At 72.4% G+C, this 24,116-nt stretch carries 28 protein-coding genes and 1 pseudogene; 13 read left to right on the top strand and 16 right to left on the bottom strand.

Translation table 11 applies throughout. The features are described from left to right. The first annotated feature begins 34 nt into the window (after nt 1-34). The 7 genes from Q392_RS10740 to Q392_RS10710 all read left to right on the top strand — a co-directional run bounded on the left by Q392_RS10740 (nt 35) and on the right by Q392_RS10710 (nt 7,218). Nucleotides 35-2,485: a TonB-dependent receptor gene (locus Q392_RS10740; RefSeq protein WP_051953247.1), complete on the top strand. Its 2,451-nt coding sequence runs from the start codon at nt 35-37 to the stop codon at nt 2,483-2,485. A gap of 14 nt (nt 2,486-2,499) precedes the next feature. Further along, nucleotides 2,500-3,438: an alpha/beta hydrolase gene (locus Q392_RS10735; RefSeq protein ID WP_084216989.1), complete on the top strand. Its 939-nt coding sequence runs from the start codon at nt 2,500-2,502 to the stop codon at nt 3,436-3,438. A 17-nt stretch (nt 3,439-3,455) separates the two neighbouring features. Further along, nucleotides 3,456-4,178 carry a DUF4198 domain-containing protein gene (locus tag Q392_RS10730; protein WP_038206214.1) on the top strand — a complete coding sequence of 241 codons (723 nt, stop codon included), beginning with the start codon at nt 3,456-3,458 and terminating at the stop codon, nt 4,176-4,178. Then, nucleotides 4,175-4,474 (top strand): DUF3649 domain-containing protein, encoded by a 300-nt coding sequence (locus Q392_RS10725; protein WP_038206211.1) that lies wholly within the window; start codon nt 4,175-4,177, stop codon nt 4,472-4,474. Before Q392_RS10730 ends, Q392_RS10725 begins: the two co-directional genes overlap by 4 nt. A gap of 71 nt (nt 4,475-4,545) precedes the next feature. After that, nucleotides 4,546-6,150, top strand: coding sequence for a PepSY-associated TM helix domain-containing protein (locus Q392_RS10720; RefSeq protein ID WP_051953262.1), 1,605 nt, complete (start codon nt 4,546-4,548; stop codon nt 6,148-6,150). Beyond that, nucleotides 6,147-6,428 carry a DUF3325 domain-containing protein gene (locus Q392_RS10715; RefSeq protein WP_038206208.1) on the top strand — a complete coding sequence of 94 codons (282 nt, stop codon included), beginning with the start codon at nt 6,147-6,149 and terminating at the stop codon, nt 6,426-6,428. The genes Q392_RS10720 and Q392_RS10715 overlap by 4 nt, the downstream gene beginning before the upstream one ends. Before the next feature lie 67 nt (nt 6,429-6,495). Beyond that, entirely contained in the window at nt 6,496-7,218 is a 723-nt protein-coding gene (locus Q392_RS10710; RefSeq protein ID WP_038206205.1) for an RNA methyltransferase, read from the top strand. A gap of 19 nt (nt 7,219-7,237) precedes the next feature. Here Q392_RS10710 and Q392_RS10705 read toward each other — a convergent pair whose 3' ends face one another. From Q392_RS10705 to Q392_RS10670, 8 genes and pseudogenes are all read right to left on the bottom strand, one after another. After that, nucleotides 7,238-7,855, bottom strand: a complete 618-nt coding sequence (locus tag Q392_RS10705) for a DUF4166 domain-containing protein (RefSeq protein WP_038206202.1) — start codon at nt 7,853-7,855, stop codon at nt 7,238-7,240. Next, nucleotides 7,852-8,880, bottom strand: coding sequence for an SRPBCC family protein (locus Q392_RS10700; RefSeq protein WP_051953246.1), 1,029 nt, complete (start codon nt 8,878-8,880; stop codon nt 7,852-7,854). The genes Q392_RS10705 and Q392_RS10700 overlap by 4 nt, the downstream gene beginning before the upstream one ends. Beyond that, nucleotides 8,877-9,800: a class I SAM-dependent methyltransferase gene (locus Q392_RS10695; RefSeq protein WP_038206199.1), complete on the bottom strand. Its 924-nt coding sequence runs from the start codon at nt 9,798-9,800 to the stop codon at nt 8,877-8,879. The genes Q392_RS10700 and Q392_RS10695 overlap by 4 nt, the downstream gene beginning before the upstream one ends. Nucleotides 9,801-9,824: 24 nt before the next feature. Further along, nucleotides 9,825-10,295, bottom strand: a complete 471-nt coding sequence (locus Q392_RS10690) for a DUF2269 family protein (protein WP_038206197.1) — start codon at nt 10,293-10,295, stop codon at nt 9,825-9,827. After that, nucleotides 10,292-10,550 (bottom strand): annotated as a pseudogene (locus Q392_RS31850) (DoxX-like family protein). The gene Q392_RS10690 and the pseudogene Q392_RS31850 overlap by 4 nt, the downstream one beginning before the upstream one ends. Further along, the gene (locus Q392_RS10680) at nt 10,547-11,434 is read right to left on the bottom strand and encodes an NAD-dependent epimerase/dehydratase family protein (protein ID WP_038206195.1); all 888 of its coding nucleotides are present in this window, start codon (nt 11,432-11,434) and stop codon (nt 10,547-10,549) included. The pseudogene Q392_RS31850 and the gene Q392_RS10680 overlap by 4 nt, the downstream one beginning before the upstream one ends. Beyond that, on the bottom strand, nt 11,434-11,895 hold the full coding sequence (locus Q392_RS10675; RefSeq protein ID WP_038206345.1) for a thiol-disulfide oxidoreductase DCC family protein: 462 nt from the start codon (nt 11,893-11,895) through the stop codon (nt 11,434-11,436). Before Q392_RS10675 ends, Q392_RS10680 begins: the two co-directional genes overlap by 1 nt. Nucleotides 11,896-11,963: 68 nt before the next feature. Continuing rightward, nucleotides 11,964-12,566, bottom strand: coding sequence for a GbsR/MarR family transcriptional regulator (locus Q392_RS10670; protein WP_038206193.1), 603 nt, complete (start codon nt 12,564-12,566; stop codon nt 11,964-11,966). Between the two features lie 112 nt (nt 12,567-12,678). Between Q392_RS10670 and Q392_RS10665 the strand changes: the two genes are divergently transcribed. After that, nucleotides 12,679-13,773, top strand: a complete 1,095-nt coding sequence (locus tag Q392_RS10665) for a PA0069 family radical SAM protein (RefSeq protein WP_038206190.1) — start codon at nt 12,679-12,681, stop codon at nt 13,771-13,773. A 3-nt stretch (nt 13,774-13,776) separates the two neighbouring features. Here the strand turns inward: Q392_RS10665 and Q392_RS10660 are convergent, their stop codons facing one another. Both Q392_RS10660 and Q392_RS10655 read right to left on the bottom strand, forming a co-directional pair. Continuing rightward, nucleotides 13,777-14,142 carry a TfoX/Sxy family protein gene (locus tag Q392_RS10660; RefSeq protein ID WP_038206187.1) on the bottom strand — a complete coding sequence of 122 codons (366 nt, stop codon included), beginning with the start codon at nt 14,140-14,142 and terminating at the stop codon, nt 13,777-13,779. 61 nt (nt 14,143-14,203) lie between these two features. Then, nucleotides 14,204-14,593, bottom strand: coding sequence for a VOC family protein (locus Q392_RS10655; protein ID WP_038206343.1), 390 nt, complete (start codon nt 14,591-14,593; stop codon nt 14,204-14,206). 117 nt (nt 14,594-14,710) lie between these two features. On the opposite strand from Q392_RS10655, the gene Q392_RS10650 reads away from it, so the two are divergent. After that, a complete protein-coding gene (locus Q392_RS10650; protein WP_051953245.1) occupies nt 14,711-15,709 on the top strand; it encodes a Bug family tripartite tricarboxylate transporter substrate binding protein in 999 nt (332 codons plus the stop codon). A 31-nt stretch (nt 15,710-15,740) separates the two neighbouring features. Further along, nucleotides 15,741-16,955: an aromatic ring-hydroxylating dioxygenase subunit alpha gene (locus tag Q392_RS10645; RefSeq protein WP_038206183.1), complete on the top strand. Its 1,215-nt coding sequence runs from the start codon at nt 15,741-15,743 to the stop codon at nt 16,953-16,955. Between the two features lie 2 nt (nt 16,956-16,957). On the opposite strand, the gene Q392_RS10640 is transcribed toward Q392_RS10645, so the two are convergent. The 5 genes from Q392_RS10640 to frmR are packed head-to-tail and all read right to left on the bottom strand — an operon-like array spanning nt 16,958 to nt 20,454. Next, entirely contained in the window at nt 16,958-17,443 is a 486-nt protein-coding gene (locus Q392_RS10640; protein WP_051953243.1) for a MarR family winged helix-turn-helix transcriptional regulator, read from the bottom strand. A gap of 31 nt (nt 17,444-17,474) precedes the next feature. Continuing rightward, entirely contained in the window at nt 17,475-18,305 is an 831-nt protein-coding gene (fghA, locus tag Q392_RS10635; RefSeq protein ID WP_038206180.1) for an S-formylglutathione hydrolase, read from the bottom strand. A gap of 21 nt (nt 18,306-18,326) precedes the next feature. Beyond that, nucleotides 18,327-19,010 (bottom strand): NAD(P)H-binding protein, encoded by a 684-nt coding sequence (locus Q392_RS10630; RefSeq protein ID WP_038206177.1) that lies wholly within the window; start codon nt 19,008-19,010, stop codon nt 18,327-18,329. A gap of 7 nt (nt 19,011-19,017) precedes the next feature. Continuing rightward, nucleotides 19,018-20,127 (bottom strand): S-(hydroxymethyl)glutathione dehydrogenase/class III alcohol dehydrogenase, encoded by a 1,110-nt coding sequence (locus Q392_RS10625; protein ID WP_038206174.1) that lies wholly within the window; start codon nt 20,125-20,127, stop codon nt 19,018-19,020. A gap of 51 nt (nt 20,128-20,178) precedes the next feature. Next, nucleotides 20,179-20,454 (bottom strand): formaldehyde-responsive transcriptional repressor FrmR, encoded by a 276-nt coding sequence (gene frmR, locus Q392_RS10620; protein ID WP_038206171.1) that lies wholly within the window; start codon nt 20,452-20,454, stop codon nt 20,179-20,181. Between the two features lie 104 nt (nt 20,455-20,558). On the opposite strand from frmR, the gene aroQ reads away from it, so the two are divergent. Continuing rightward, nucleotides 20,559-21,008, top strand: a complete 450-nt coding sequence (gene aroQ, locus Q392_RS10615) for a type II 3-dehydroquinate dehydratase (protein ID WP_038206167.1) — start codon at nt 20,559-20,561, stop codon at nt 21,006-21,008. A 21-nt stretch (nt 21,009-21,029) separates the two neighbouring features. On the opposite strand, the gene Q392_RS10610 is transcribed toward aroQ, so the two are convergent. Continuing rightward, a complete protein-coding gene (locus Q392_RS10610) occupies nt 21,030-21,980 on the bottom strand; it encodes a LysR family transcriptional regulator (RefSeq protein WP_051953240.1) in 951 nt (316 codons plus the stop codon). 69 nt (nt 21,981-22,049) lie between these two features. Here Q392_RS10610 and Q392_RS10605 point away from each other — a divergent pair, with 69 nt between their 5' ends. Together Q392_RS10605 and Q392_RS10600 are read left to right on the top strand one after the other, a co-directional pair. Next, the gene (locus Q392_RS10605) at nt 22,050-22,901 is read left to right on the top strand and encodes a dienelactone hydrolase family protein (RefSeq protein ID WP_245610691.1); all 852 of its coding nucleotides are present in this window, start codon (nt 22,050-22,052) and stop codon (nt 22,899-22,901) included. A gap of 101 nt (nt 22,902-23,002) precedes the next feature. Then, nucleotides 23,003-24,115 carry a mandelate racemase/muconate lactonizing enzyme family protein gene (locus Q392_RS10600; RefSeq protein ID WP_038206162.1) on the top strand — a complete coding sequence of 371 codons (1,113 nt, stop codon included), beginning with the start codon at nt 23,003-23,005 and terminating at the stop codon, nt 24,113-24,115. Nucleotide 24,116: the final 1 nt, after the last annotated feature.

The following is a 24,116-nucleotide window of genomic DNA, read 5'->3' as shown; positions in this document are numbered from 1 at the left end:
CATCCGACCAACGACCCCGAAGAGCGACCACACCATGCCACTGCATTTCCGATCCCGCCGCCGGCCGCGCACCGCGCTGCTGGCCTGCGCCTGCCTGCTGGCCTGCGCCCAGGCGCCGGCCCAGCCGGCTGCCGCTTCGCATCGCTTCGACCTTCCGGCCGGGCCGCTGGGCGCCACGCTGCTGCGCATCGCCGAGCAGAGCGGCCAGTCCATCTCCGTCGCGCCCGAACTGGTGCGCGGCCTGAGCGCGCCGGCCGTGCAGGGCACGCTGACCGCCGAACAGGCGCTGGAGGCTGCCCTGCAGGGCAGCGCCCTGAGCCTGGTGCGCACCGCCAACGGCACGCTGAGCGTGCAGGCGCGTACGGCCGCCGCTGCGGTGCCTTCCGGTCCCGCCGCGGCCGACGACCCGACGCTGGCCGCGGTGACCGTGACGGCCACCTCGGTGAGCGGTGCGCCGCCGGTCTATGCGGGCGGGCAGGTGGCCAAGGCGGCGCGCCTGGGCCTGCTGGGCAACGTGGACGTCATGGACGCGCCCTTCAGCGTCACCGCCTACACCGCCAAGACCATCGAGGACCAGCAGGCGCGCACCGTGTTCGACGTGCTGGCGGCCGAACCCTCCATCCGGCAGGCCAGCTCGTCGAGCTACGTGCTGGAGTTCTACCAGGCGCGCAGCTTCACGCTCTACGGCTACGACATCTCACTGTCCGGCATGTACGGGGTGCTGCCCTACAGCCGCGTCCCGGTGGAGATCGCCGAGCGGGTGGAGGTCCTGCGCGGGCCCAGCGGCATGCTCTACGGCCAGGCGCCCAGCGGCGCGGTGGGTGGCGGCATCAACATCGTGCCCAAGCGCGCCGAGGACGAGCCCCTCACGCGCCTGACCACCAGCTACGCCTCGGATTCGCAGGCCGGGCTGGCGGTGGACATCGGCAGGCGCTTCGGCGAGCGCAAGCAATGGGGCGTGCGCGTCAACGGCGCCAGCAGCAGCGGCGGCACGGCCATCGACGGCCAGTCGATCCGACGCCAGTTGGGCGCGGTGGCCGTCGATTACCGCGGCGATCGCGTGCGCTTCTCGCTGGACGCCTACGACATGCACTACCGCGTCAACGGCGGCATGAACGGCGGTGTCACGCACACCACCGCCTGGGTGACCACCCCGCCCGATCCCGGCACCAACCTGTTCCCCGGCACCTACCACGACGCCCGCGACACCGGCGGCGCCGTGCGCGGGGAAGTGGACATCCTCGACAACCTCACGGCCTACGCCGCCATCGGCCAGCGGCACCACGTGAACACCGGCTACACCTCCTCGGCGGCGCGCAACGTCGATCCGTGGGGCAATTTCAGCGGGAACCTCTACCCGAGCAGCAGCTACCACGACACGCGCGCCCTGGAGGCCGGGCTGCGCGGCACGCTGCACACCGGCCCGGTGAAGCACGAATGGAACATCGGCGGCACGAGCCTGTCGCTGGACTACGGCATTTCCAACTCGCGCCCGACGCCGTTCTACAGATCGAACCTCTACGCGCCCGCGCAGATGCAGCTCACCGGTTCGGACTTCCCCACGGTTCCCAGCACGTCGACCGAACTGAGCAGCATCGCCGTGGCCGATACCCTGAGCTTCGCCGGCGATCGCCTGCGCCTGACGCTGGGCGCGCGCGAACAGCGCGTGTCGGTCAGGGGCTTCTCGCCGCTGTCGAACAACGTCAACAGCCCGCTGAACCTGCTGGTCCGCGAGAGCAGCCACTACGCCGCCAAGGCGACCACGCCGATGGTGGGCGTGGTGTTCAAGCCGGTACCGAACGTCTCGGTGTACGCGAACTACATCGAGGGCCTGACCAGCGGCCAGCAGGTGTCCGACGTCAACGCCACCAACTACGGCGAGGTCTTCCCGCCCGTGAAGACCAGGCAGGCCGAGGTCGGCGTGAAGTGGGACCTGGGCACCTGGACCAACACCTTCGCCGTCTACGAGCTGAAGAAGCCCAGCTTCATCAACGTCTACACCGGCAGCCGCTACGCCGTGGACGGCTCGGGCGAGCAGCGCAACCGCGGCTTCGAGTGGAGCGTGTTCGGCGAGGTCGCCAGGGGCGTGCGCGTGCTGGGCGGCGCGGCCTTCACCGACGGCAAGCTCACCCGCACCGCCAACGGCGTGAACGAGGGCAACGTTCCATTCGCATCGCCCAAGTGGAAGTTCAACCTCGGCGGCGAATGGGACGTGCCCGGCGTGCCGGGCCTGACGCTGACCGCGCTGGCCATCCACAACAGCTGGTCCTGGGGCAACGCCGCCAACACGCAGCGCTTGCCGGCCTGGACGCGCTACGACCTCGGCGCGCGGTATGCGACGGAGGTGTCGGGCAAGCCCGTGACCTTCCGCGCCACCGTGCAGAACGCGACGAACAAGGCCTACTGGGATGCCGGCTTCCGCGACGGCCTGCTTCAGGTCAGCACGCCGCGCACCTTCCTGCTGTCGGCCTCGGTCGATTTCTGAGGGCACCTGCGCACATGAGCCGTCCCGCAGCAGTCCGCCCCTTCGCGCCGATGCCGAGCCATCGCCGGCAATGGCTGCGCAGCCTGTCCGCATCCGGCGCGGCCCTGTTCGCGGGGCGGGGCGCCGCGCAGGACGCCGCGCCGCACGACGCCGCGGCGCCGGTGCCGCTGCCCGGCACGCGGGCCTTCGACATGCGCTCGCGCGGCGGCCGGGACTACCGCGTCTTCGTGGCCGAGCCCTCCGCCGCGGCGCCGGCGGGTGGCCGGCCGGTGCTGCTCTTCACCGACGGCAACGCCTACTTCGGGGCGGCGGCTTCGCTGGTCCGGCTGCCGTCCATGCCCGGCGCCGCGGGCGCCGTGCCGCTGGTGGTCGGCATCGGCTATCCGGGCGATGCGCCGCTGCATCTCGCGCGCCGCACCTTCGATCTCGTGCCCGCGTCCACCGGGCTGGGGACCGAGGAGGGTGTGCGCCTGGGCGCCCGCCCCGGCGGGGCCGATGCCTTCCTCGCCTTCCTGCTGGACGAACTGGTGCCGGCGCTGACGGCACACCATGCGGTCGACGCGCGGCGCGTGTCGCTGGCCGGCCATTCGCTGGGCGGGCTGTTCGCACTGCACGCGCTGCTCGAGCGCCCGGCGGCCTTCCATTCGATCGCCGCGATCAGTCCGTCCATCTGGGTGAACGAGCACGCGCTCCTCGCCGGCGCCGAGGCGCTGCCGGCTGCGCCGCGCCTGCCCGCACGGGTGCTGCTGGCCGTTGCCCGCGACGAGGTGCCCGGCCGTTCCGAGCGCTCGCAGCGCATGCTGTCCACGGTGCGCGCCATGCACGGGCGCCTGCGGCCGCTGCACGCGCGGGGCCTGCAGGCCCGCCTGCTCGAACTGGACGACGAGAACCACATGAGCACCTTCATCTGCACCCTGCCGGCCATCCTGCGCCAGGCCGGGGCCAACGCTTGACTTCAAAGGAGAAACGCATGACCAGGACCCTGACCCTTCTGGCCGCCGCCCTCGGCTTCGCCGCCGCCTCGGCCAGCGCCCACCAGATCTGGCTCGAACAGCCCGCCAAGGGCAGCGCCGTGATCCGCTTCGGCGAGTTCGGCGACAACCTGCGCGAGGCCTCGCCGGGCCTGCTCGACAAGTTCGGCAAGCCCGCTGCCACGCTGGTGTCGGCCCAGGGCGAGGAGAAGAGCGCCGACGGCAGCAAGACCGCCAGCGGCTTCGCGCTGCCCTTCGCCGCGCGCCAGGGCGAGTCCATCGTGGCCGAGGACGCGAGCTACCCGCTGCGCAAGTTCAAGCAGGGCGACAAGGAGGTGACGAGCTGGTACCACCCGGGCGCGCGCCTGATCACCGGCTTCGCCGCGCAGCAGCCCAAGCTGGCGCTGGACCTGGTGCCGGCCGGCCAGCCGGGCGAGTTCAAGCTGTTCTTCAAGGGCCAGCCGCTGCCCAAGGCCAAGGTCGCGCTGGTCACGCAGTCGGGCTGGGCCAAGGAGGGCCACACCGACGAGCAGGGCCTGGTGAAGTTCGACATGCCCTGGAAGGGCCAGTACGTGGCCGAGGTGAGCCACATCGACCGCACGCCGGGCGAACGGGCCGGCGAGAAGTACGACGGCGTGAGCTACGTGACCACGCTGACCTACGTGAAGGCGGCCGGCGTGGCGCCGATCCCCGCCGGCCCGGCGGCGGCGCCCAACAAGTGAGCGCCGTGCTCGCCAAGGCCCTGGGCGCGGGGCCGCTCGTCTCGCGCATCGCCGCCGCGGTGCTGGGCGGCTATGCGCTGGCGGCGCTGACCAGCGTGGCCGCGGTGGCGCTGCCGATCGACCGCGCGCAGGCCGTGCTCACGGGCATGCTGGCCAGCTTCGTGGTGTACGCAGGCGCGGTGATCTGGGTGTTCGCCGTGCGCAGCGCGCGGCGCGCCTGGGCCGGGCTGCTGGTGGCGGCGGTGCCGCTGGGGCTGGCCGCCTGGTCCGTCTGGAACGGAGGAAGCCCCTCGTGAGCCGCCGCAGCAACGACACGACGCCGGCCAAGGCCAAGGCTGCGCCGCAGCCGCGCGGCATCCGCCAGACCATGTCCGACCTGCACATCTGGGCCGGGCTGCTGGTGGGATGGCTCCTCTACGCCATGTTCCTCACCGGCACGGTGAGCTACTTCAAGGACGAGATCTCCCAGTGGATGCGGCCCGAGCTGGCGCACCAGGCCGAGGTGCCCGACCCGGCGCTGGTGGCAGCGCGCATCGCCGGCGAACTGCAGACGGTGGCCGCGGGCAGCCCGCAGTGGAGCATCGGCCTGCCCGACGCGCGCAACAACACCGCCGGCGCCTTCTGGCGCACGCCCGGCGTGGAAGGGCGGCGCGCCTTCCAGAGCGCCACCTTCGACCCCGCCACCGGCCACAAGGTGGCGGCGCGTGACACCGGCGGCGGCGAGTTCTTCTACCGCTTCCACTTCCAGTTCCACTACATGCCGGTGCTGTGGGCGCGCTGGCTGGCGGGCTTCTGCGCGATGTTCATGCTGGTGGCCATCGTCAGCGGGGTGATCACGCACAAGAAGATCTTCATCGACTTCTTCACCTTCCGCTGGGGCAAGGGGCAGCGAAGCTGGCTGGACGCGCACAACGCGCTGTCGGTCTTCGGGCTGCCCTTCCACGCCATGATCACCTACACCGGGCTGGTGACGCTGATGTCGCTGTACATGCCGTGGGGCGAGCAGGCGGCCTTCAAGACGCCGGCCGAGCGCCAGCAGCTGCGCGCCGAGACGAGCGCCTTCGTCCAGCCCGGCAAGCCCAGCGGGCAGGCCGCGACGCTGGCGCCGATCGAGGACATGGTGCGTCAGGCCCAGGCGCGCTGGGGCCGCGACAACATCAACCGCGTGACCATCACCCACCCCGGCGACGCGAGCGCACGCGTGAGCATCACCCGCGGCGACGAGGGCCGCGCCTCGGTCAGCCCGCAGTTCCTGCTCTTCGAGGGCCCCACCGGGCGGCTGCTGCAGGCCAAGGACAGCGTCGGCCCTGCCGCCGAGACGCGTGGCGTGATGTACGCGCTGCACCTGGGCCGCTTCGGCGACACGGTGACGCGCTGGCTGTACTTCCTCGTCAGCCTGGCCGGCACGGCGATGGTGGGTACGGGGCTGGTGCTGTGGACCGTCAAGCGCCGCGCCAAGCTGCCCGACCCCGAGCGGCCGTACTTCGGCTTCCGGCTGGTGGAGCGGCTGAACATCGCCGCCATCGCCGGCCTGTCGATCGCCATGGCCGGCATGCTGTGGGCCAACCGGCTGCTGCCGCTGGGGCTGGCGCAGCGTGCCGAATGGGAGGTGCACGCCTTCTTCATCGTGTGGGGCGCGACGCTGGCCTGGGCGCTGCTGCGGCCGGCCCGGCGGGCCTGGATCGAATTGCTGTGGACGGGCGCTGCGGCGCTGGCGCTGCTGCCGGTGCTCAATGCCCTGACCACCGACCGGGGCCTGCTCGCCAGCCTGCGCGCCGGCGACTGGATCTTCGCCGGGCTGGAACTCACGCTGCTGGCGCTGGCCGCGCTGCACGTGGCGTTGGCGATCCGCACGGCGCGCCACAAGCCCAAGCTGCGCCCGCAGCGCCAGGCCGCGGCCGCGCGCCGCCCGGCCGCGCCGCCGCCGGACGAACCGGTGGGCGAGCCGGCGCTGCAGGAGGCTGCCCGATGAGCCACGCCGCCGTCTCCGTCGTCTCGCTGCTGGCCTTCGCCCTGCTGGCGCTGGCGATGGACCGCCACCAGCAGGACCTGTTCGGCCGCGAACTCGAACCCTGCCGCTCGCGCGCGTTGCGCATCGGCGGCTGGGCGGCACTGCTGGCCTCGCTGGCCATCGCCGTCGATGCGCAGGGCTGGTCGCTGGGCCTGGTGGCCTGGTGCGGCCACATCAGCCTGAGCGCCGGGGTGGTCATCCTCGCGCTGGTCGCCTGGGAGCGCCGCAAGGCGCGCTGAGGCGGCGGCGAGGGCGCGCGGGCGCGGCCACAATGGCGGCCCGTTTCCCGTCTCTGCCCCGCCTCCGATGCGCACCCGCTTCATCCTCATCCAGACCAGCCATGCCGGCAACGTCGGCGCCGCCGCGCGCGCCATGCGCACCATGGGCTTCGACGACCTGGTGCTGGTGGCGCCGCGCTGGCCCAACGTGCTGCGGCGCGAGGAGACCATCCAGCGCGCCAGCGGCGCCCTGGACGTGCTGGAGAAGGCCCGCATCGTCGACACGCTGGACGAGGCGCTGGACGGCCTGACCCACCTGGCCGCCACCGCGATGGTGCCGCGCGACTTCGGCCCGCCCACGCGGGCGCCGCGCGAGCACTTTGCCTCGCTGGTGGCCGAGGGCACGCCGCAGCACGTGGGTCTGCTGTTCGGCTCCGAGCGCTTCGGCATGCGCAACGAGGACGTCTATCGCTGCCACGTCGCGCTCTCGATTCCCACCGCGCCGGATTTCGGTTCGCTCAACCTCGGCGCTGCGATCCAGGTGATCGCCTACGAGTGGCGCTGCGCGCTCGGCGGCTTCGCCGTGCGCGACGCGACGCCCGTGCCGCCGGCCGCCGATGCCGCGGCCGTGGCGGGCATGCTGGACCACTGGGAGCGCGCGCTGGTGGACATCGGCTTCCTCGACCCGGCAGCGCCCAAGAAGCTGATGCCGCGCCTGACGCAGCTCTTCAACCGCGCGCAGCCCACGCCGGAGGAGATTCACATCCTGCGCGGCATCGCCAAGGCGATGACCGACACGCGGCGGCGCTGACGCCGGTGTTCACACCTTCTCAGTCCAGCCGGAAGCGCCCGCTGTAGCGGAAGACGTCGCCCCACCACGGGTGGCGGATGCGCATCTGCATGGTGAAGGCGCCGTCGTCGCCCGGCACGGGGCGCTCCTCCACGTAGGCGCGGCCGAGCAGCAGGTGCAGCGGCAGCGGCACACGCGGACCGCGGCCGAGCCGCCACACGTAGCCAGCGTCGCGGAACACCAGCGCGCCATCCTCCGCGCTCACGCGCAGCCGCAGGCCCAGGCCGAAGCGCACGTACTCGACGACCTCGTGGCGCGCGTGCGGCGCGGCCTCCATGAAGGAGCGGAAATGAAAGACCGGCCGGCCCGCGAAGCGGAAGCGGCGGTCCCAGGACAGCCGCGCGCTGTCGGGGTGGCAGCGGTAGTGCACCTCGATCGGCACGTCGCGGCCCTGATAGGGCACCAGCGCGCCGAACAGGCGGCCCGCGGGCAGCAGCAGCCAGGCCCAGCGGCCGCGCCAGACCTCGTCCATGCGGCCCCGCACCGTCACGCTGTCGCCGGAGAAGGGGCGCAGGCTGTAGTGGCGGCGCACCACTTCGCCCAGGCGCTGCCAGGCGGCCTCGCCCAGCACGCTGCGGAAGACGGGGGCCTGCGTCATCGCTGTCCGCCCTCCAGCGCCAGTTGCTCCGCGCGGGCCTTGTAGAAGTCCAGGATCCCCTCCGTGAAGTTGCCGATCAGCAGGCGCGCGGCGGCGTTCGCGTACCAGTTGAAGTGCGTGCTGGTGCGCCAGTGCACGTCGATGCGCAGTTCGGTGCCGCCGTCCCTGGGCGTCAGCGTGAAGCGGGTCTCGTTCAGGTCGAAGTAGTGGCCGCCGACCTGCACGTGGTCGTCCAGCGCGCCGGGCGGCACCGAGCCGGGCCCGAAGCGGTAGCGCCAGGCCAGCTCGCGCCCCGGTTGCCACGTCGTGACGAGGCCGTCGAAGCGCACGCCGCGGTCCCACTGCATGCGGCGGATGCGGCCCACGGGCGTGTCGGGGCCGACGGCAACGGTCTCGGTGATGCTCTCCAGCGGGCGCGGCACGCCGATGCGGTAGGCCCACACGCCGGCCAGCTCCTCCTCGCGGATGCCGCGCACGTCGTTGAGCGCCGCCCACACGCTGTCGGGCGGCGCGGCGATGAAGGTGGCGTGGCTGGCCTGCGAGCGCGCCACGGGGTTGGGCAGGTCCGGCTCCACCATGCCCAGCGCCAGGGGCAGCACCGCGAAGCCGTGGAGCGCGTGGCGCGGCCAGCGGGTGAGCCGGCACAGCAGCCCCATCAGCAGGCCGCCCACGCTGCCCAGCAGCATGAACAGCGGAAAGATGACGATGGCGCAGATCCAGCCCTCGACCAGGATCGTCAGCGCGCCGGCCACCATCAGCGCCGTGGAAAGCCAGGGCGCGAACAGGTAGTAGCGCCAGCCGCGGCGTGCGCGGCGCTCGGCCACGTACACCGTCACCGCGCCGCACAGCGCCGGCGCCAGGTAGATGAAGGCTGCCAGCATGGCCGAGTAGCGGCCGCCGGGGCTGCCGCTGAACACCAGCCGCAGGCCCAGCCCGACGACGGCGCCCATCAGGTACGGGTACCAGCCGGAGAAGGCCAGGGTGCGGGACTGCGCAGGCTGCGGCAGGTCGGTCGTGTCGTTCATGTCTTGTCGTGTGCTCGCACGGCCGTGACCATGCCATAGTCGAAATCGCGCCAGAACAGGCCCAGCGCCAGCGCGCAGTAGCTGGCGACGATGTGCCGGCGGCGCCAGGGCGTGAGGCGACCGCGCGCCTTCCACAGCGCGGCGATGGCGAAGCGCGTGGCGAGCCAGGGCACGTGCAGCGCGCTCGGCGCGATGCGCCAGCGCAGCGAACGGAAGCGCACCTGCTCGAAGCCCTCGGCGCGCAGCGCGGCGAGGAAGTCGTCCCGGCGCGCCAGGGTGGGCACCGCCCAGCTGTCGGCCCAGAGGCGGTGCAGCCGGCCGGCGATGCGCCCGGGCCGCCCGCGCAGCAGGAAGCCGTCGACCACCACCAGCCGCGCGCCGGGCTTGAGCAGCCGCGCCGCCTCGCGGCAGAAGGCGCGCTTGTCGTCGCCGGGCGCGTAGCAGGCGCTTTCCAGCGCCCAGGCGCCGTTGGCCTGGGCGGCGGGCAGGCCGGTGCGGGTGAAGTCGGCGGCCAGGTGCACCGCCCGGCCGGCCACGCCGGCCGGCGCATCGAGCGCGCGGGCGATGTCGTTCTGCACCGGCACGTTGGTCACCGTCACCGCATGCAGCAGCGGCCAGCGGCGCAGCAGCGTGCGCGCCGCCGCACCGGCGCCGCAGCCCAGGTCCACCACGCAGGCGGGCGTGCCGGCGGGCAGGGCCAGGGCCTCGCCCACCGCATGGTTCATCGCCTCCAGCATGGGCTCGCGCCGCAGCGGATTCAGCCCCGCGCGCCAGAAGCCGAAGTGCATGTTGTAGCCCGGGCTCCAGGCGCGGTAGTCGTGCGCCGTCTCGGTGAAGTAGGCCTGCGTGTCCTGCGATGTCGGGGCGCGGTGCGCCGCCGCGGGTGCGCCGGAGGTCGTGCAGGTGGGAGCGTGTGTCATCGGCAGTCCTCTCTTTCGGGGCGTTTACAAGGCCGGCTTGTTCACCATCAGCCAGTACACGGCCAGCATGGCGGCGAAGGCGGGGTAGCCCAGCCCTTCCCACCAGCGCGCCAGGCGCAGGTAGCCGGCGGGCAGTGCCGCGTCCTGTACGGCCGCCTGCTGCGCCATGCGGGCCATGCGCAGCTGCAGCCACAGCACCGGCAGCCAGCAGGCCCCGGCCAGCAGGTACAGCGCGATCGACCAGGCCAGCCACGGCGTCGCCAGCGGCCAGCCCGCCATGTGGGCCAGCGCGATGCCGGTGGCGGGCTGGGCGACCACGGCCGGCGTGGTGAACCACAGGTCGGCCCGCACCACCAGCCGCGCGACGACGGCCTGCGCCCGCACGTCGCCGCTGCGGTTGGCGAAGAAGAGGTAGAAGGCCGAGCCGAAGCCCGTGCCCACCAGCACCACGCTGGAGACGATGTGGGCGGTCTTCAGGAGCAGGTAGGTGTTCACGCGGTGCTTCCTCCGTGGTCGTGGGCGTTCATCAGCAGCCACAGGGCGGCGGCGATGGGCAGGTTCTTGAGCAGCGGGCCGAGCGGATGCAGCCACAACGCCGGCCCAGATCAGCGCGGCCTGCCAGCGTGGGTCGGCGATGCCCGCGTCGTGCAGCAGTTGCGCGCTCTGGCCGTGCGCTTCGAGGGCGCTCGCCAGCGCCGTGCCCAGCCAGACGGCGACCAGGCTCAGGTGCAGGGCGCGAATGGGGTTCATGCGGCGTGGGCAGCCGGCGGCCCGGCCAGCGTGGCGAGCAGGGCGGAAGGCGGCGTGGCCGGCCGGCCGAGCAGATGCGCGAGCCGGCCCGGTGCGGCGATGTTGTCGGTGGCCAGCAGCGCCAGCGTCTCGCTGCACCAGGGCGAGACGGGCACCTGGTCGCCCAGCCAGGCGCTGGCGCGGGTGGCCCAGCCGGGCAGGGGCAGCACACGGGCCGGGGTGGCGCCGCGCTGCGCGCGCAGGCTGGCGATGAAGCCGGCCAGCGTCAGCGCCTCGGGTCCACCGAGTTCCATCAGCCCGCCCTGCCCGCACGTCGGGAGCAGCGCGGCGACGGCCTCGGCCAGTTCGTCCACCGCCAGCGGCTGCACGCGGGCGTGCAGCACGGGGCGCGGCAGCGTCAGCAGCGGCAGGTGCGACAGCGCGACGAACAGCCGGCTGCTCGCGCCGCCGCTGCCGAAGACCAGGCTCGGCCGCAGCACCAGGCCGTCGAGCGCGCCGGCCTGCGTCAGCCGCAGCAGCGCCGCGTCGGCCGCGCGCTTGGTCTGCGCGTAGCGGGTCGGATTGCGCTCGATGCCCAGCGCGGAGATGTGCACGACGCGCCGCACGCCGGCCTGCGCGCAGGCCTCGAACAGCGCCTGCGGGGCGGCGGCATGGACGGCCGCCATCGGCGCGCGCGGCGAATCGCGCAGCACGCCGACCGCGTTGACCACGGCGTCGATGCCGGCGAGGTGGGGCCGCCAGTCCTGCGGCCGCGTGGCGTGGGTGAAGTCCAGCGCGGGCGCGCTGCGGCGGCTGCGGGCAATGACCGTGTGCCCCGCGCCGGTGAGTGCGTGCGCCACGGCGCGGCCGACGAAGCCGCTGGCGCCGGCGAGCAGGACGCGCATCAGCGGCCTCCCTGTGCGCCGCCGGGGACGGTGCAGGCGCCCTCCCGGCAGCCTGCGCTGCGGCGTGCGGCACGGCGCGCCGCACGCTCGAACAGCGGGCCGATCAGCCAGCCCGGCAGGCGGTACCGGTGGCGCACCAGCACCGGGTAGGCGCGCCGCGCGGCCTGCGAGACGAGCGGCAGGCCGAGCAGGCCGCTCACCAGCGGCAGGCCGGCGGCGGCGTAGGCGGCGCGGAAGGTGTCGATGCCGACGTAGACGCGGCCCGCCGCGTCCACCGCGTGGATGGCCTCCATCAGCGCGGCGCGCGGGGCGGGGCCGCCGGTGAAGTCCGCCGGCGAGCAGTCCACGAAGGCGAGCCGGCCGGCGCGGTCGCGCGCCTGGAGGTGGCGGATCTCGCCGCTGCACAGGCGGCAGCTGCCGTCGTAGTAGAGGGTGAGCGGATAGGCGGGGCTGGCCTTCATGATCGTCACTTTCGATATTTCAGTCAAAACAGAAATAAAGGTGCAAAAAAAGAGACCGGAAAGCGATCTCAGAGCATGGGCAGGCTGGCATGGCGGTCGGCCTCGTCGTCGCCGTCCGGGCCGCCGGGCCGGGGCGCCCTGGCCGCCGCGTCGCCGCGCACGAAGCGCTGCACGCTGGCGCCCAGGCTGAGCACCTTGTCCAGCGTGCCGGGCGACAGGCGCAGCATCTCGTCGGCCCAGGCGCCGAGCTTGTCCATCAGTTCCATCGTCGCGCGGATGCGGTCCTGCGCGTCGGCCGGCTCGCGGGCGAAGTCGGGGCTGGCGACGATCTCGCGCAGCAGGCGGGTGGTGGGGTCGAACTCGCGCTCCTTTCGCTCGCGCACCACGGTGCGGAACAGCTCCCACACGTCGACGCTGGTCTCGAAGTAGTCGCGCCGGTCGCCCAGCACGTGCGTCACGCGCACCAGGTTCCAGGCCTGCAGCTCCTTGAGGCTGTTGCTCACGTTGGAGCGGGCGACGTTCAGCGTCTCCGACAGCGCCTCGGCATGCATGGGCTTGCCGTGCACGAAGAGCAGGGCGTGGATCTGCGAGACGGTGCGGTTGACGCCCCACATCGAGCCCATCTCGCCCCAGTGCAGGACGAACTTGCGTTGCAGTTCGGTCAGTTCCATGGCGCTCAGTGTATGGTTTCCGAAATTTCTGTCAACAAAGAAATTGATCGAAGAGAGCGCCGCCGTTGAAATGTCGATAAGCGATGAAAACTGTATTTATGTACAGTATTCCATGGCCGACACCCACATCCCCCTGCATGCCATCAAGGGCCGCGGCGCGGCCTCGCGGCTGGCGCACCGCTTCGAGAAGGAGGCGCGGGGCAGCTTCGACGACGGCTGGGGCACGCTCGAGGAAGAGGACTTCGTCACCGCCGCCCCGGACGCCGTGGCCACCGAGGTGCGCTTCGAGGACGCGAAGTCCGTGCTCGGCGGCAACGACTCGCCCGACATCCCCTTCGAGCGCTCGCTCAACCCGTACCGCGGCTGCGAGCACGGCTGCATCTACTGCTTCGCCCGGCCTACGCACAGCTACCTCAACCTCTCGCCGGGCCTCGATTTCGAGACCAAGCTGATCGCCAAGCGCAACATCGCCCAGGTGCTGCGCCAGGAACTGGCACGCCCGCGCTACCAACCGGCCGAGATCGCCATCGGCACCGCCACCGACTGCTACCAGCCCATCGAGCGCGAACTGCGCCTCACGCGCTCGGTGATCGAGGTGCTGCAGCAGGCGCGGCACCCCTTCGCGCTGGTCACCAAGTCCAGCGCCGTGGAGCGCGACCTCGACCTGATCGCACCCATGGCCGCGCAGCACCTGGCGGCCGTCTACGTGACCGTGACCACGCTCGACGGCGAAGTCGCACGCGCGCTGGAGCCGCGCGCCGCCGCGCCGCACCGTCGGCTGCGCACCATCCGCACGCTGGCCGAGGCAGGCGTGCCGGTGGGCGTGAGCGTGGCGCCGCAGATTCCCTTCGTCACGGAGGACATGGAACAGGTGCTCGAGGCCGCCTGGGACGCCGGCGCGCGCAGCGCCTTCTACACGGTGATCCGCCTGCCGTGGGAGGTGGCGCCGCTGTTCCGCGAGTGGCTCGACGTGCACCACCCGCAGCGCGCGGCGCGCATCATGGCGCGCATCCGCGAGATGCGCGGCGGCAAGGACTACGACGCCGACTGGGGCACCCGCATGAAAGGCACCGGCACCTGGGCCGAGCTGATCGGGCAGCGCTTCGCCAAGGCCACGCGGCGCATCGGCTTCAACCGCGAGCGCATCGTGATGGACCTCTCGGCCTTCCGCCCGCCGCGGGAGGACGGGCAGGGCAGCCTGTTCTGACCTTCAGCGGCCAGGCTTCTTCTTCGTCTTGCGCGTCGGCCTGGGGGCGTTGGCCGTGCGCAGGGCCGCCTCGACCGCGCGCCGTGCCCACAGCGCGGCCGCCTGCCGGTCCTCGAATACCGTCTCGGGCGCCTGGCGGTAGGAGGTCGTCATCTTCCTGCCCTGGCGCTCGAAGCTGAAGGCCGGCAGCGCCAGCGCCTCGAAGTGCGGCAGCGTCTGCGCGTCGGTCTTCAGGTAGAGCACCTCGCGCACCACCAGCGCGAACATCAGGTCGTCGTGGTAGACGCCGTAGCCGCCGAACATGCGCGCGATGCGCACCGGCCCCAGGCTGGCGAAGACGTCGTGCAGGGTGTCGCTCAATTGGCTCATCGGGCAACCTCCGTGCTTCGCACCGCGGTGCGAGCCCCCTTCGGAACGGCCGGGCGTGGGCTCATGCCGTGATCTCGATGCGGTTGCCGTCGGGATCGAGCACCACGCTCTCGTAGTAGCCGTCGCCGGTGCGGCGCGGGCCGTCGAGCACCGGGTGGCCGGCCTCGCGCAGCCGCGCCGTGAGCGCGTCGACCTGCGCCTCGGAGCCGACCGCCATCGCCACGTGCGTCCAGCCCATGCGCTGCGCGCCGGGCGCGGCCGGCTCGGGGCGCAGCGCGGTGGTGCTCATCGCCTCGATGCGCGCCCCGCCCGCGAAGGACAGGAAGCGCGAGGCGAAGCCCTTGGCGGGGTTGCGGTACAGCGGCCCGGCCTCGGCGCCGAAGTGCTCGGCGTAGAAGCGGACGCAGCGGTCGAGGTCGTCGGTCCAGAGGGCGATGTGATCGATGCGCATGGGCGGGTGGAGGCGGGTGCGGCGAAGTGCGTGCGGCGCGCCCATGCTAGTGCCGGTTTGACCTGCGTCCAACTCGTTGATAGCATCAACAAAATAACGAACCCCACGGAGACGCCCATGACAGCCTTTCGATTCGATGCGCGGCGGCGCGATGCGCTGCGCCTGCTCACGGCCGGCGCGGCCGCGGCCGCCTGCCCCGCGCTGCGCGCGCAGGAGGCTTTCCCGTCCCGGCCGATCCGCGTGGTCGTGCCCTTCGCCGCCGGCGGCGCCATCGACGTGGCGGTGCGCGCCATGACCGACCGCGTCGCGCAGGAGGTGCGCCAGCCCGTGGTGGTGGAGGCCAAGCCCGGCGCGGCCACCATCCTCGGCGCCGAGGCGGTGGCCAGCGCGGCGCCGGACGGCTACACCGTGCTCGTCACCACCAGCAGCACCACCATCAACAACGCCGGGGCGTACAAGAAGCTGCCCTACGACCCGGCGCGCAGCTTCGCGCCCGTGACGCAGGTGTCGATGGGCAGCGTGATGTTCGCGGGCCCGGCCAATGCGCCGTACGCCGACCTGCAGGGCTTCGTGCGCTGGGCCAAGGCGCAGGGCCGGCCGATCTCGTACGGCAGCTGGGGCAAGGGCTCCTCGGCGCACCTGTTCGGCGAGCTGCTGCGCATGCGCCACGGGCTGCCGATGCAGCACGTGCCCTACAAGGGCGACGTGGCCGCGCTCACCGACCTGCGCGGCGGCGTGATCGACAGCACCTTCTGCAGCCCGGTGAGCGCGCGGCCGCTGGTGCGCGCCAACGCCGTCAAGGCGCTGGGCATGACGGGGCCGCGCCGCTCGGGCGGCCTGCCCGAGCTGCCCACCTTCGGCGAGCAGGGCCTGGAAGGCTTCGAGCTGGCGGGCTACGTGGCCGTGTACGTGCCGGCCGGCACGCCGGCGCCGGTGATCCGCAAACTGAACCAGGCTTTCGTGGCCGCCATCCGTACGCCCGAGGTGTCGCAGCGCCTGATCGACCAGGGACAGGACCCGGTGGCCGGCACGCCGGAGGAACTGGCCGCCGTCTACGAGCGCGACGCGCCGCAATGGCTGGCGCTGATGAAGGCCGCGGGCGTGGAGCCCGAATGAGCCGCGACATCCACCCCGGAACCACGATGCCATGAACTCCCCCCAGGAACACCGCCGCCTCATCCCCATCCGCAGTGCCTACGAGCTGCCGGAGCCCGGCATCCGCGACGAACTCGTGCGCACCGGCCGCGGCACGCAGATGGGCGAACTGCTGCGCCGCTACTGGCATCCGGTCGGCCTCGCCAGCGACGCCACCGATACGCCGCGCCAGATCCGCGTGCTGGGCGAGGACCTGATCCTCTTTCGCACCGGCGAGGGCGAGGCGGGCCTGCTGCATCCGCGCTGCGCGCATCGCGGCACCTCGCTCTACTACGGCAAGGTGGAGCAGGATGGCATCCGCTGCTGCTACCACGGCTGGAAGTTCGGCCCCACCGGCGAGTGCCTGGAGCAGCCCTGCGAGCCCGGCGGCGGCAGCCGCATCGGCCGCATGCTGCAGCCGGCCTACCCGGTGGCCGAGCGCTATGGGCTGGTCTGGGCCTACATGGGTCCGCCCGAGCGGCAGCCCGTGCTGCCGCGCTTCGAGCCCTTCGAGGACCTGGCCGAGGGCGAATTCGTCGAGGCCGACGACCAGAGCATCGGCGGCGGCGGCCCGGTGGTGGTCGACTGCAACTGGTTCCAGCACTACGAGAACGTGGTCGACCCGTGGCACGTGCTGGTGCTGCACGGCACCTTCTCAGGCGTGCAGTTCACCGACGCGATGCTGCGCGCGCCGACCATCAGCTTCGAGACGACCGACAAGGGCGTGAAGGTGACCTCGCTGCGCACGCTGGACGACGGCTCGGTGTTCCGCCGCGTCACCGAGGCCTGCATGCCGACCTGGCGCGTCGTGCCCAACCCGCGGGTGGGCCAGTACGCGCGGGTGGAGTCGATCGGCTTCGTGCTGCCGATCGACGACACGCACTTCCGCATCTACACGGTGGCGCGCGTGCGGCAGCCGGGCGAGCTGACGGGCTTCCGCTCGCGGCAGAACGGCAAGCTGTGGAGCGAGCTGAGCGAGGACGAGCACCGCCGCTTCCCCGGCGACTACGAGGCGCAGAAGAGCCAGGGCGACATCACCTGGCACGGCCACGAGAACCTGGCGACCAGCGACCGCGGCATCGTGCTGCTGCGGCGGCTGGTGCAGGCGCAGGTCAAGGCGGTGGAGGAGGGGCGCGACCCGGCGGGCGTGCGCTTCGACCCGGCCGACGACCTGGTGCGCTTCGAGGCCGGCAACTTCCTCGACGCGGCGGCGCCGGAGGCGAGCTGAGATCAGCCGCGCGCGGCCAGCGCTTCTTCTTCCTGCGCGATCAGTTCCTGCGCGCGCGCCTTGAGCTTGTTCAGGGCCGCGACGAGCTGCTCGGCCTCCTCGGCGCTCAGCACCTCGCGCAGCGCGCGGTCGCGGTCGCGGGCCGCCGCGACCAGCCCGGCCAGCGTGCGCGTGCCGGCGGCGGTGAGGGCCAGTTCCGCCGAGCGCGCATCGGTGCGGTGCGCGCGGCGCCGCACCATGCCGCGGCCCACCAGCCCTGTCACGATGCGGCTGATCTGCGCCTTGTCGGTGCTGGAATAGTCGGTGAGCGCGCGCAGCGTGACCGGCTGCAGGTGCTCGATCAGCGCCAGCGTGCGCCATTCCATCAGGCTGCAGTCCTGCTCGCGCCGGAAGCGCAGCGCCGCACTGCGCCGCAGGACGTCCGACGTGCTGTTGACCTCGTAGCTCAGCAGGGGGCAGAAGGCGGGACCACGGGGCGCATGGGGCATCGCGCGATCATAGCCACCGCATTCCCGCCTCTCAGGCCGCGAGGGCGGCTGCGTGGTGGGCGAAGTGATCGGCCAGGAAGCTGGCGATGAAGTAATAGCTGTGGTCGTAGCCCGGCTGCAGGCGCAGCGTGAGCGGATGGCCGGCGGCGTTGCAGGCGGCCTTCAGCAGTTCGGGCCGCAGCTCGGCCAGGAATTCGTCGGCATCGCCCTGGTCCACCAGCAGGGGCAGGCGCTCCTTCGCCGTCTTCACCAGTTCGACCGTGTCCCAGGCCTTCCAGGCCTCGCGGTCGCTGCCCAGGTAGGCCGTCAGCGCCTTCTGTCCCCACGGCACCTGCGTCGGCGCGACGATGGGCGCGAAGGCGGATGCGCTGCGGTAGCGGCCGGGATGGCGCAGCGCCGTCACCAGCGCGCCGTGGCCGCCCATGCTGTGGCCGAAGACGCCTCGCGCATCGCCGGCGGCGAAGTGCCGCTCGACCAGCGCCGGCAGTTCGTCGGCCACGTAGTCCTGCATGCGGTAGTGCGGCGCCCACGGTGCCTGGGTGGCGTTGAGGTAGAAGCCCGCGCCCTGGCCCAGGTCGTAGGCCGGGTCGTCGGCGACGCCCTCGCCGCGCGGGCTGGTGTCGGGCGCCACCACGATCAGGCCGTGCCGCGCCGCGTGCGCCTGCGCGCCGGCCTTGGTGATGAAGTTCTGCTCGGTGCAGGTCAGGCCGCTCAGCCAGTACAGCACCGGGCGCTTCTCGCCGCGCAGCGCGGCCTCGGGCAGGTAGATGCCGAACTTCATGTCGCAGCCGAGGGTGTCGGAGGCGTGCTTCCACACTTCCTGCCGGCCGCCGAAGCTGGCGTGTTGTTCGATGCGTTCCATGTCTGTCTTTCCAGGAGAGGTTCAGGAGGATGCGGCGGCGCCCTGCATGGCCGAGGAGTCGAGCACCTCGCGCCCGCGGGCGGCGGGGACCGCGCGGGCCAGCGCCGCTGCCACGTCGGCCGCCGCGATGGCGCGCAGTCGGCGCGGGACGATCGGCCGCAGCACCGCCTCCAGGCGGGCCCACAGCAGCTCGCCGCGGCGCGCCGGCTGTCCCAGCGCGTGGCGGTCGCCGCGCAGCATCGACGGCCGGGCGATCACCAGGGCCTCGAAGGGCAGGGCCGCCAGCGCGTCTTCCAGTTCGCCCTTGACGCGGCTGTAGAACACCGACGATCGCGCGCTGGCGCCCAGTGCGCTCACCAGGCCGGCCCGGCGCGCGCCGGCCGCCAGGGCCGCCTGCGCGACGGCGAGGTTGGCGTCGAAATCGACCGCGCGGAAGGCCGCCTGGCTGCCCGCGGTCTTGATCGTGGTGCCCAGCGCCAGGTAGACCTCGTCGAGCGGCGGCAAGGCCGGCAGCGCGGCGACATCGACCACGTGGCAGCGCAGCCTGGGATGGGCCAGCGGCAGCGGGCGCCGCACGAGCGCGTGCACTTCGGCCACGGCCGGATCGGCGCACAGCCGCTCGATCAGGCAGCGGCCCACCAGTCCGCTGGCGCCGGCCACGGCGGCGACGCGGCCGGCGGCGGGGGCTGCCGAGGCGTCGGCCATGGCGGTCTCAGTAGTGCACCACCGAGCGGATCGACTTGCCCTCGTGCATCAGGTCGAAGGCCTCGTTGATGCCGGTGAGCGGCATGGTGTGCGTGACGAAGGGCGCGAGCTGGATGCGGCCGGCCATCGCGTCCTCCACCATGCCGGGCAGTTGCGAGCGGCCCTTGACGCCGCCGAAGGCCGTGCCCAGCCAGCGCCGGCCGGTGACGAGCTGGAAGGGGCGGGTGGAGATCTCCTGCCCCGCGCCGGCCACGCCGATGACGACCGACTGGCCCCAGCCGCGGTGCGCGCATTCGAGCGCGGCGCGCATCACGTTGACGTTGCCGATGCACTCGAAGCTGTGGTCCACGCCCCAGCCCGTCATCTCCACGATCACCTGCTGGATCGGCTTGTCGTGGTCCTTGGGGTTCACGCAGTCGGTGGCGCCGAAAGTCTTCGCCAGCTCGAACTTGCCCGGGTTGGTGTCGATGGCGATGATGCGCCCGGCCTTCGCCAGCCTGGCGCCCTGGATCACCGCCAGGCCGATGCCGCCCAGGCCGAACACGGCGACCGAGTCGCCTTCCTGCACCTTGGCCGTGTTCTTCACCGCGCCCAGGCCGGTGGTCACGCCGCAGCCCAGCAGGCACACCTGCTCGGGGTTGGCGTCGGGGCTGACCTTCGCCAGCGACACCTCGGCCACCACGGTGTACTCGCTGAAGGTGGAGCAGCCCATGTAGTGGTAGACCGGCTGGCCGTTGTAGCTGAAGCGGCTGGTCCCGTCAGGCATCACGCCCTTGCCCTGGGTGGCGCGCACCGCCACGCACAGGTTGGTCTTGCCGCTCTTGCAGAACAGGCACTCGCCGCATTCGGCGGTGTACAGCGGGATCACGTGGTCGCCCGGCTTGACGCTGGTGACGCCTTCGCCCACCTCGACCACGATGCCGGCGCCCTCGTGGCCCAGCACGGCGGGGAACAGGCCCTCCGGGTCGTCGCCGGAGAGCGTGAAGGCGTCGGTGTGGCACACGCCGGTGTGGGTGATCTTCACCAGCACCTCGCCCTTTTTCGGCGGGGCGACGTCGATCTCGACGACCTGCAGGGGCTTGCCGGCTTCGAAGGCAACGGCGGCGCGGGATTTCATGGGCGGTCTCCAGTGGACAGGAAGGAAAAGGGATGGGGGAAGCGTGCGCGCCTACCGCAGATAGGTGCGCACGAGCTGGGTCATGTCCTGCACCCGCTGCGCATGGCGCGGGTCCTTGCCCGCGTGCTGGCCGAACTCCTCGCGGATGTGCGACTCCAGCACCTCGGACATGAGGGCGTTGACGGCCCCGCGGATCGCGGCGAGCTGCTGCAGCACCGGGCCGCAGTCGGCGCCAGCCTCGAGGGCGCGCTCCAGCGCCTCGGTCTGGCCGCGGATGCGGCGCACGCGCAGCAGCGCCTTCTTCTTCTCGTCGGGCGAGTGGGGCATGCCGCCAGTTTATACCCGGGGGGAGTATTGGCAAGTCCCTGCGCGCGGACCGCGCAGGCACGTTCTAAGATGCCCGGCCAGACCCACTGCAAGCCATTGCCGCCATGAAGAAGATCCTCGTCCTCAACGGTCCCAACCTCAACCTGCTGGGCACGCGCGAACCGGCGCAGTACGGCCACGAGACGCTGGCCGACGTCGAGCGCCTGTGCCAGGAGGCCGGCGACCGGCTCGGCGTGGCCGTCGAGTGCCGCCAGTCGAACTGGGAAGGCCAGCTCATCGACTGGATCCATGAGGCCGGCCGCGAGGTGGCGGCCGGCACGATGCTGGGCGTGGTGATGAATCCTGGCGCCTACACCCACACCTCCATCGCGCTGCACGACGCCATCAAGGGCGCGAGCGTGCCGCTGATCGAGCTGCACATCTCCAACGTGCATGCGCGCGAGGAATTCCGCCACCATTCCTACATCTCGCCAGCGGCGCGCGGGATCATCGTGGGCCTGGGCGTCAAGGGCTACCCGCTGGCGATCGAGGCGCTGGTGCGGATCAGCGGCTGATCGGGGCGCTCGCGCCGCCGTTCACCGCGAAGCCCTGTCCGGCCGCCACTTGAAGGCAGGGTCCACCACCACGCCGCGGTGCAGCGGCGCGGCGCGCAGGGCGTGCGCGACGGCACCCAGGAGGGCCTCGGCGGCGGGCGCGGGCAGGCGGTCGCGCCGGTGCATCAGGAACACCTCGCGCCTGACGACGGGGCGCAGCGGGACGAAGCGCAGGCCCTGCGCCATGGCGTGCGACGCACCCAGCGCGGACAGCACCGCCACGCCCACGCCGGCCTGCGCCAGCGACAACTGGAGCGCGAGGCTGTTGACCTCCGTGCCGCCCGCCATGTGGGCCACCAGGGGCGAGCCGTGCACCCGTAGCGCCTGCATGATGCTGGTGTCGTCGGACTCCTTGAGCAGCGGCAGCTCGGCCGCCCGCTCGGCCGTGAGCGCGCGCGGCAGGCGGTAGGCGGCGGCGTGCGCGAGCACGCCCAGCGACGCCTGCAGCATGCGGTGGCAGGCCAGCAGGCGGACGTCTCCCACGGGGGTGCCGATGCCGAGATCGACCTCGGCATCGACCACACGACGGGTGATGGCGGCGCTGTTGGCGTCGATGACGCGCACCTGCACGCCTGGATGGGTCGCCGCGAAGCGCTTCAGCGCCGGCGCCAGCACCGTGCAGCCGAAGGCCGTGCCCACGGCGATGGAGACCACCCCCTGCGCTCCGGCAACCCGGTGCGCCATCGCCTCGCCGACAAGGTCCAGGTCGTGCAGCAGGCGCTGCGCCGTCGGCAGCAGGCTCTCGCCCGCCGGCGTCAGCGCGACGCGCCGGGTGGTACGGTGGAACAGCGGCGCGCCGAGCTGGGATTCGAACTCCTGCAGCGCACGGGTGAGCGCTGGCTGGCTCAGGTGCATGGTGCGCGCGGCACGCGACATGTTCTGTAGCGCCGCGACGACGGTGAAGAGGCGCAGCTGGCGCTGGGTGATATTCATGCAAGATGGAGAATAAACGATCAGATCAATGCAATGGACGCAACAGTAGGCCGCTCCTAGACTGGCGCCATGACATCCATGCTTCATCGCGGCGCGGTCCTCGCGCTGCTCCTCTCGCTCGCCGCCTGCGCGCCCCTGGGCGGCGTCCACGGCACTCCCGGCGGCAAGGTGCAGGGCACGGCGACCATGCACGACGCGGCGTCCTCGCGCGCGGCGATCGAAGGAGCGCAGGTGGCACTACCCTCCAGGCTGACGGGCGGCGCGCCCTACGTCGGGCGCTGGCGCGACATGCCCCGGCTGCAGCCGGGGCGGGTGCCGGTGGTGGTGTTCCTGCATGGCTCGTCCGGGCTCGGCCTGCCGGCCATCGCCGAGTGGCAGCGCTGGCTGGCGGGCCTGGGCATTGCCAGCGTGGCGCCCGATTCATTCGCGCTGCCGGGGCGCCTGCGATACACGTCGCCGATCGACAAGCCGACCTACGAACGCATCCATGCACTGAGGGCCTCGGAAATCGCCCTGGCCCAGCAGGCCCTGGCCGCCAGCGATTGGGCCGACCCCCGGCGCCTGGTGCTGGCCGGCACCAGCGAGGGCGCCGTGGCCGTGGCGCGGCATGGCGCAGACGATTTCGCCGGCCGGATCATCTATGCGTGGAGTTGCGAAGACAACTACTTCGTCGAGCGGGCCTCGACCGCCGCCACGCCCGGGCGGCCGGTGCTGAACGTGATCGGCATGGCCGACCCGTATTTCTCGGCCACCAACGCCTGGCTCGGTCAGCCGCAGGCCCGCGGGCATTGCGCGGCCGCCCTGCAGGCCAACCCGCAGGCTATGGTGGTCCTGCTGGCGCAGGCGCCGCACACGCTGATCCACCTGCCGCAGGCGCGGGCCGTCACGGCCGCCTTCCTGCAGCAGTTCGCATCGCCCTGATCGGCGCTACAGTGCGTCGGCCGGGCAGGCGGCGGTGTTTTCCTTGCGGTGCCCGTCGGGGCGCGCGCCGCCGCCGCCGAACCACGGCAACGGAGACGCGCTTGAAGATCACCTCGGTCAGTCCCTTCATCCTGCACGTGCCCGTCACGGGCTCGCAGATCGCCGACAGCACGCACGCCATCACGCACTGGGGCGTGGTCGGCGCGCGCATCGACACCGAGGAAGGCGTGTCGGGCCACGGCTTCACCGGCACGCACGCGCACCTGCCGAGCGACCAGCTCATCGCCCGCTGCATCGAGACCTGCCACGCCCCGCTGCTGCTGGGCGAGGACGCCGGCGACGTGCGCCGCCTGTGGCTGAAGCTGGCGCGCAACCCGGCGCTGCAGTGGATCGGCCGCGCGGGCATCACCACGCTCTCGCTCGCGGCCCTCGACGTGGCCCTGTGGGACCTGAAGGCCAAGGCGGCCGGCGCGCCGCTGTGGAAGCTGCTCGGCGGCCAGGTGCGCGAGAAGGTCCGCGCCTACAACACCGACATCGGCTGGCTGAGCATCGACGACGAGGCGCTGGTGGCCGGCGCGCGCCGCGCGGTGGAGCAGGGCTTCACCGGCATCAAGATCAAGGTGGGTTCCACCGTGGAGCGCGACCTGCGCCGCCTGGCTGCCGTGCGCGAGGCCGTTGGCCCCGAGGTGACGCTGGCCGTCGACGGCAACGGCAAGTGGGACCTGGCGAGCTGCCTGCGCTTCTGCCGCGGTGCCGAGCCCTTCGACGTGTTCTGGTTCGAGGAGCCGCTGTGGCACGACGACGTGAAGGGCCACGCGCAACTGGCGCGCGCCACCCGCATCCCGGTCGCGCTGGGCGAACAGCTCTACACGGCCGACGCCTTCGGCGAGTTCTTCGCCCAGCAGGCGATCCACTGGGTGCAGCCGGACAGCACGCGCATGGGCGGCCTGAGCGAGGTGCTGCAGGTGTGCGAGGCGGCCCACGCCTTCCGCCTGCCGGTGGCGCCGCACGCCGGCGAGATGAGCCAGGTGCATGTGCACCTGAGCTATGCCCATCCGGCCTGCGAGGTGCTGGAATACATCCCGTGGATCAAGGACTGCTTCACCGATCCGGCCGAGGTGGTGGACGGGCACTTCCGGCTGCCCGCCGAGCCCGGCGCCGGCACAACGCCCACGCCGCAGGCCTGGGCGCGCTACCGCCAGGCCACGGCCTGAA

Source organism: Xenophilus azovorans DSM 13620 (assembly GCF_000745855.1).
Classification (GTDB): domain Bacteria; phylum Pseudomonadota; class Gammaproteobacteria; order Burkholderiales; family Burkholderiaceae_C; genus Xenophilus; species Xenophilus azovorans.
Note: the sequence above shows the minus strand (reverse complement) of the source record. Positions and strands in the feature narration are given on the sequence as shown.

Excerpts from the sequence above, each read along its gene's own strand:
- Q392_RS10740 (WP_051953247.1), top strand. The coding sequence starts at position 35 with ATGCCACTGCATTTCCGATCCCGCCGCCGGCCGCGCACCGCGCTGCTG.
- Q392_RS10735 (WP_084216989.1), top strand. The coding sequence starts at position 2,500 with ATGAGCCGTCCCGCAGCAGTCCGCCCCTTCGCGCCGATGCCGAGCCAT.
- Q392_RS10730 (WP_038206214.1), top strand. The coding sequence starts at position 3,456 with ATGACCAGGACCCTGACCCTTCTGGCCGCCGCCCTCGGCTTCGCCGCC.
- Q392_RS10720 (WP_051953262.1), top strand. The coding sequence starts at position 4,546 with ATGTCCGACCTGCACATCTGGGCCGGGCTGCTGGTGGGATGGCTCCTC.
- Q392_RS10715 (WP_038206208.1), top strand. The coding sequence starts at position 6,147 with ATGAGCCACGCCGCCGTCTCCGTCGTCTCGCTGCTGGCCTTCGCCCTG.
- Q392_RS10710 (WP_038206205.1), top strand. The coding sequence starts at position 6,496 with ATGCGCACCCGCTTCATCCTCATCCAGACCAGCCATGCCGGCAACGTC.
- Q392_RS10705 (WP_038206202.1), bottom strand. The coding sequence starts at position 7,855 with ATGACGCAGGCCCCCGTCTTCCGCAGCGTGCTGGGCGAGGCCGCCTGG.
- Q392_RS10700 (WP_051953246.1), bottom strand. The coding sequence starts at position 8,880 with ATGAACGACACGACCGACCTGCCGCAGCCTGCGCAGTCCCGCACCCTG.
- Q392_RS10695 (WP_038206199.1), bottom strand. The coding sequence starts at position 9,800 with ATGACACACGCTCCCACCTGCACGACCTCCGGCGCACCCGCGGCGGCG.
- Q392_RS10680 (WP_038206195.1), bottom strand. The coding sequence starts at position 11,434 with ATGCGCGTCCTGCTCGCCGGCGCCAGCGGCTTCGTCGGCCGCGCCGTG.
- Q392_RS10675 (WP_038206345.1), bottom strand. The coding sequence starts at position 11,895 with ATGAAGGCCAGCCCCGCCTATCCGCTCACCCTCTACTACGACGGCAGC.
- Q392_RS10670 (WP_038206193.1), bottom strand. The coding sequence starts at position 12,566 with ATGGAACTGACCGAACTGCAACGCAAGTTCGTCCTGCACTGGGGCGAG.
- Q392_RS10665 (WP_038206190.1), top strand. The coding sequence starts at position 12,679 with ATGGCCGACACCCACATCCCCCTGCATGCCATCAAGGGCCGCGGCGCG.
- Q392_RS10660 (WP_038206187.1), bottom strand. The coding sequence starts at position 14,142 with ATGAGCCAATTGAGCGACACCCTGCACGACGTCTTCGCCAGCCTGGGG.
- Q392_RS10655 (WP_038206343.1), bottom strand. The coding sequence starts at position 14,593 with ATGCGCATCGATCACATCGCCCTCTGGACCGACGACCTCGACCGCTGC.
- Q392_RS10650 (WP_051953245.1), top strand. The coding sequence starts at position 14,711 with ATGACAGCCTTTCGATTCGATGCGCGGCGGCGCGATGCGCTGCGCCTG.
- Q392_RS10645 (WP_038206183.1), top strand. The coding sequence starts at position 15,741 with ATGAACTCCCCCCAGGAACACCGCCGCCTCATCCCCATCCGCAGTGCC.
- Q392_RS10640 (WP_051953243.1), bottom strand. The coding sequence starts at position 17,443 with ATGCCCCATGCGCCCCGTGGTCCCGCCTTCTGCCCCCTGCTGAGCTAC.
- fghA (WP_038206180.1), bottom strand. The coding sequence starts at position 18,305 with ATGGAACGCATCGAACAACACGCCAGCTTCGGCGGCCGGCAGGAAGTG.
- Q392_RS10630 (WP_038206177.1), bottom strand. The coding sequence starts at position 19,010 with ATGGCCGACGCCTCGGCAGCCCCCGCCGCCGGCCGCGTCGCCGCCGTG.
- Q392_RS10625 (WP_038206174.1), bottom strand. The coding sequence starts at position 20,127 with ATGAAATCCCGCGCCGCCGTTGCCTTCGAAGCCGGCAAGCCCCTGCAG.
- frmR (WP_038206171.1), bottom strand. The coding sequence starts at position 20,454 with ATGCCCCACTCGCCCGACGAGAAGAAGAAGGCGCTGCTGCGCGTGCGC.
- aroQ (WP_038206167.1), top strand. The coding sequence starts at position 20,559 with ATGAAGAAGATCCTCGTCCTCAACGGTCCCAACCTCAACCTGCTGGGC.
- Q392_RS10610 (WP_051953240.1), bottom strand. The coding sequence starts at position 21,980 with ATGAATATCACCCAGCGCCAGCTGCGCCTCTTCACCGTCGTCGCGGCG.
- Q392_RS10605 (WP_245610691.1), top strand. The coding sequence starts at position 22,050 with ATGACATCCATGCTTCATCGCGGCGCGGTCCTCGCGCTGCTCCTCTCG.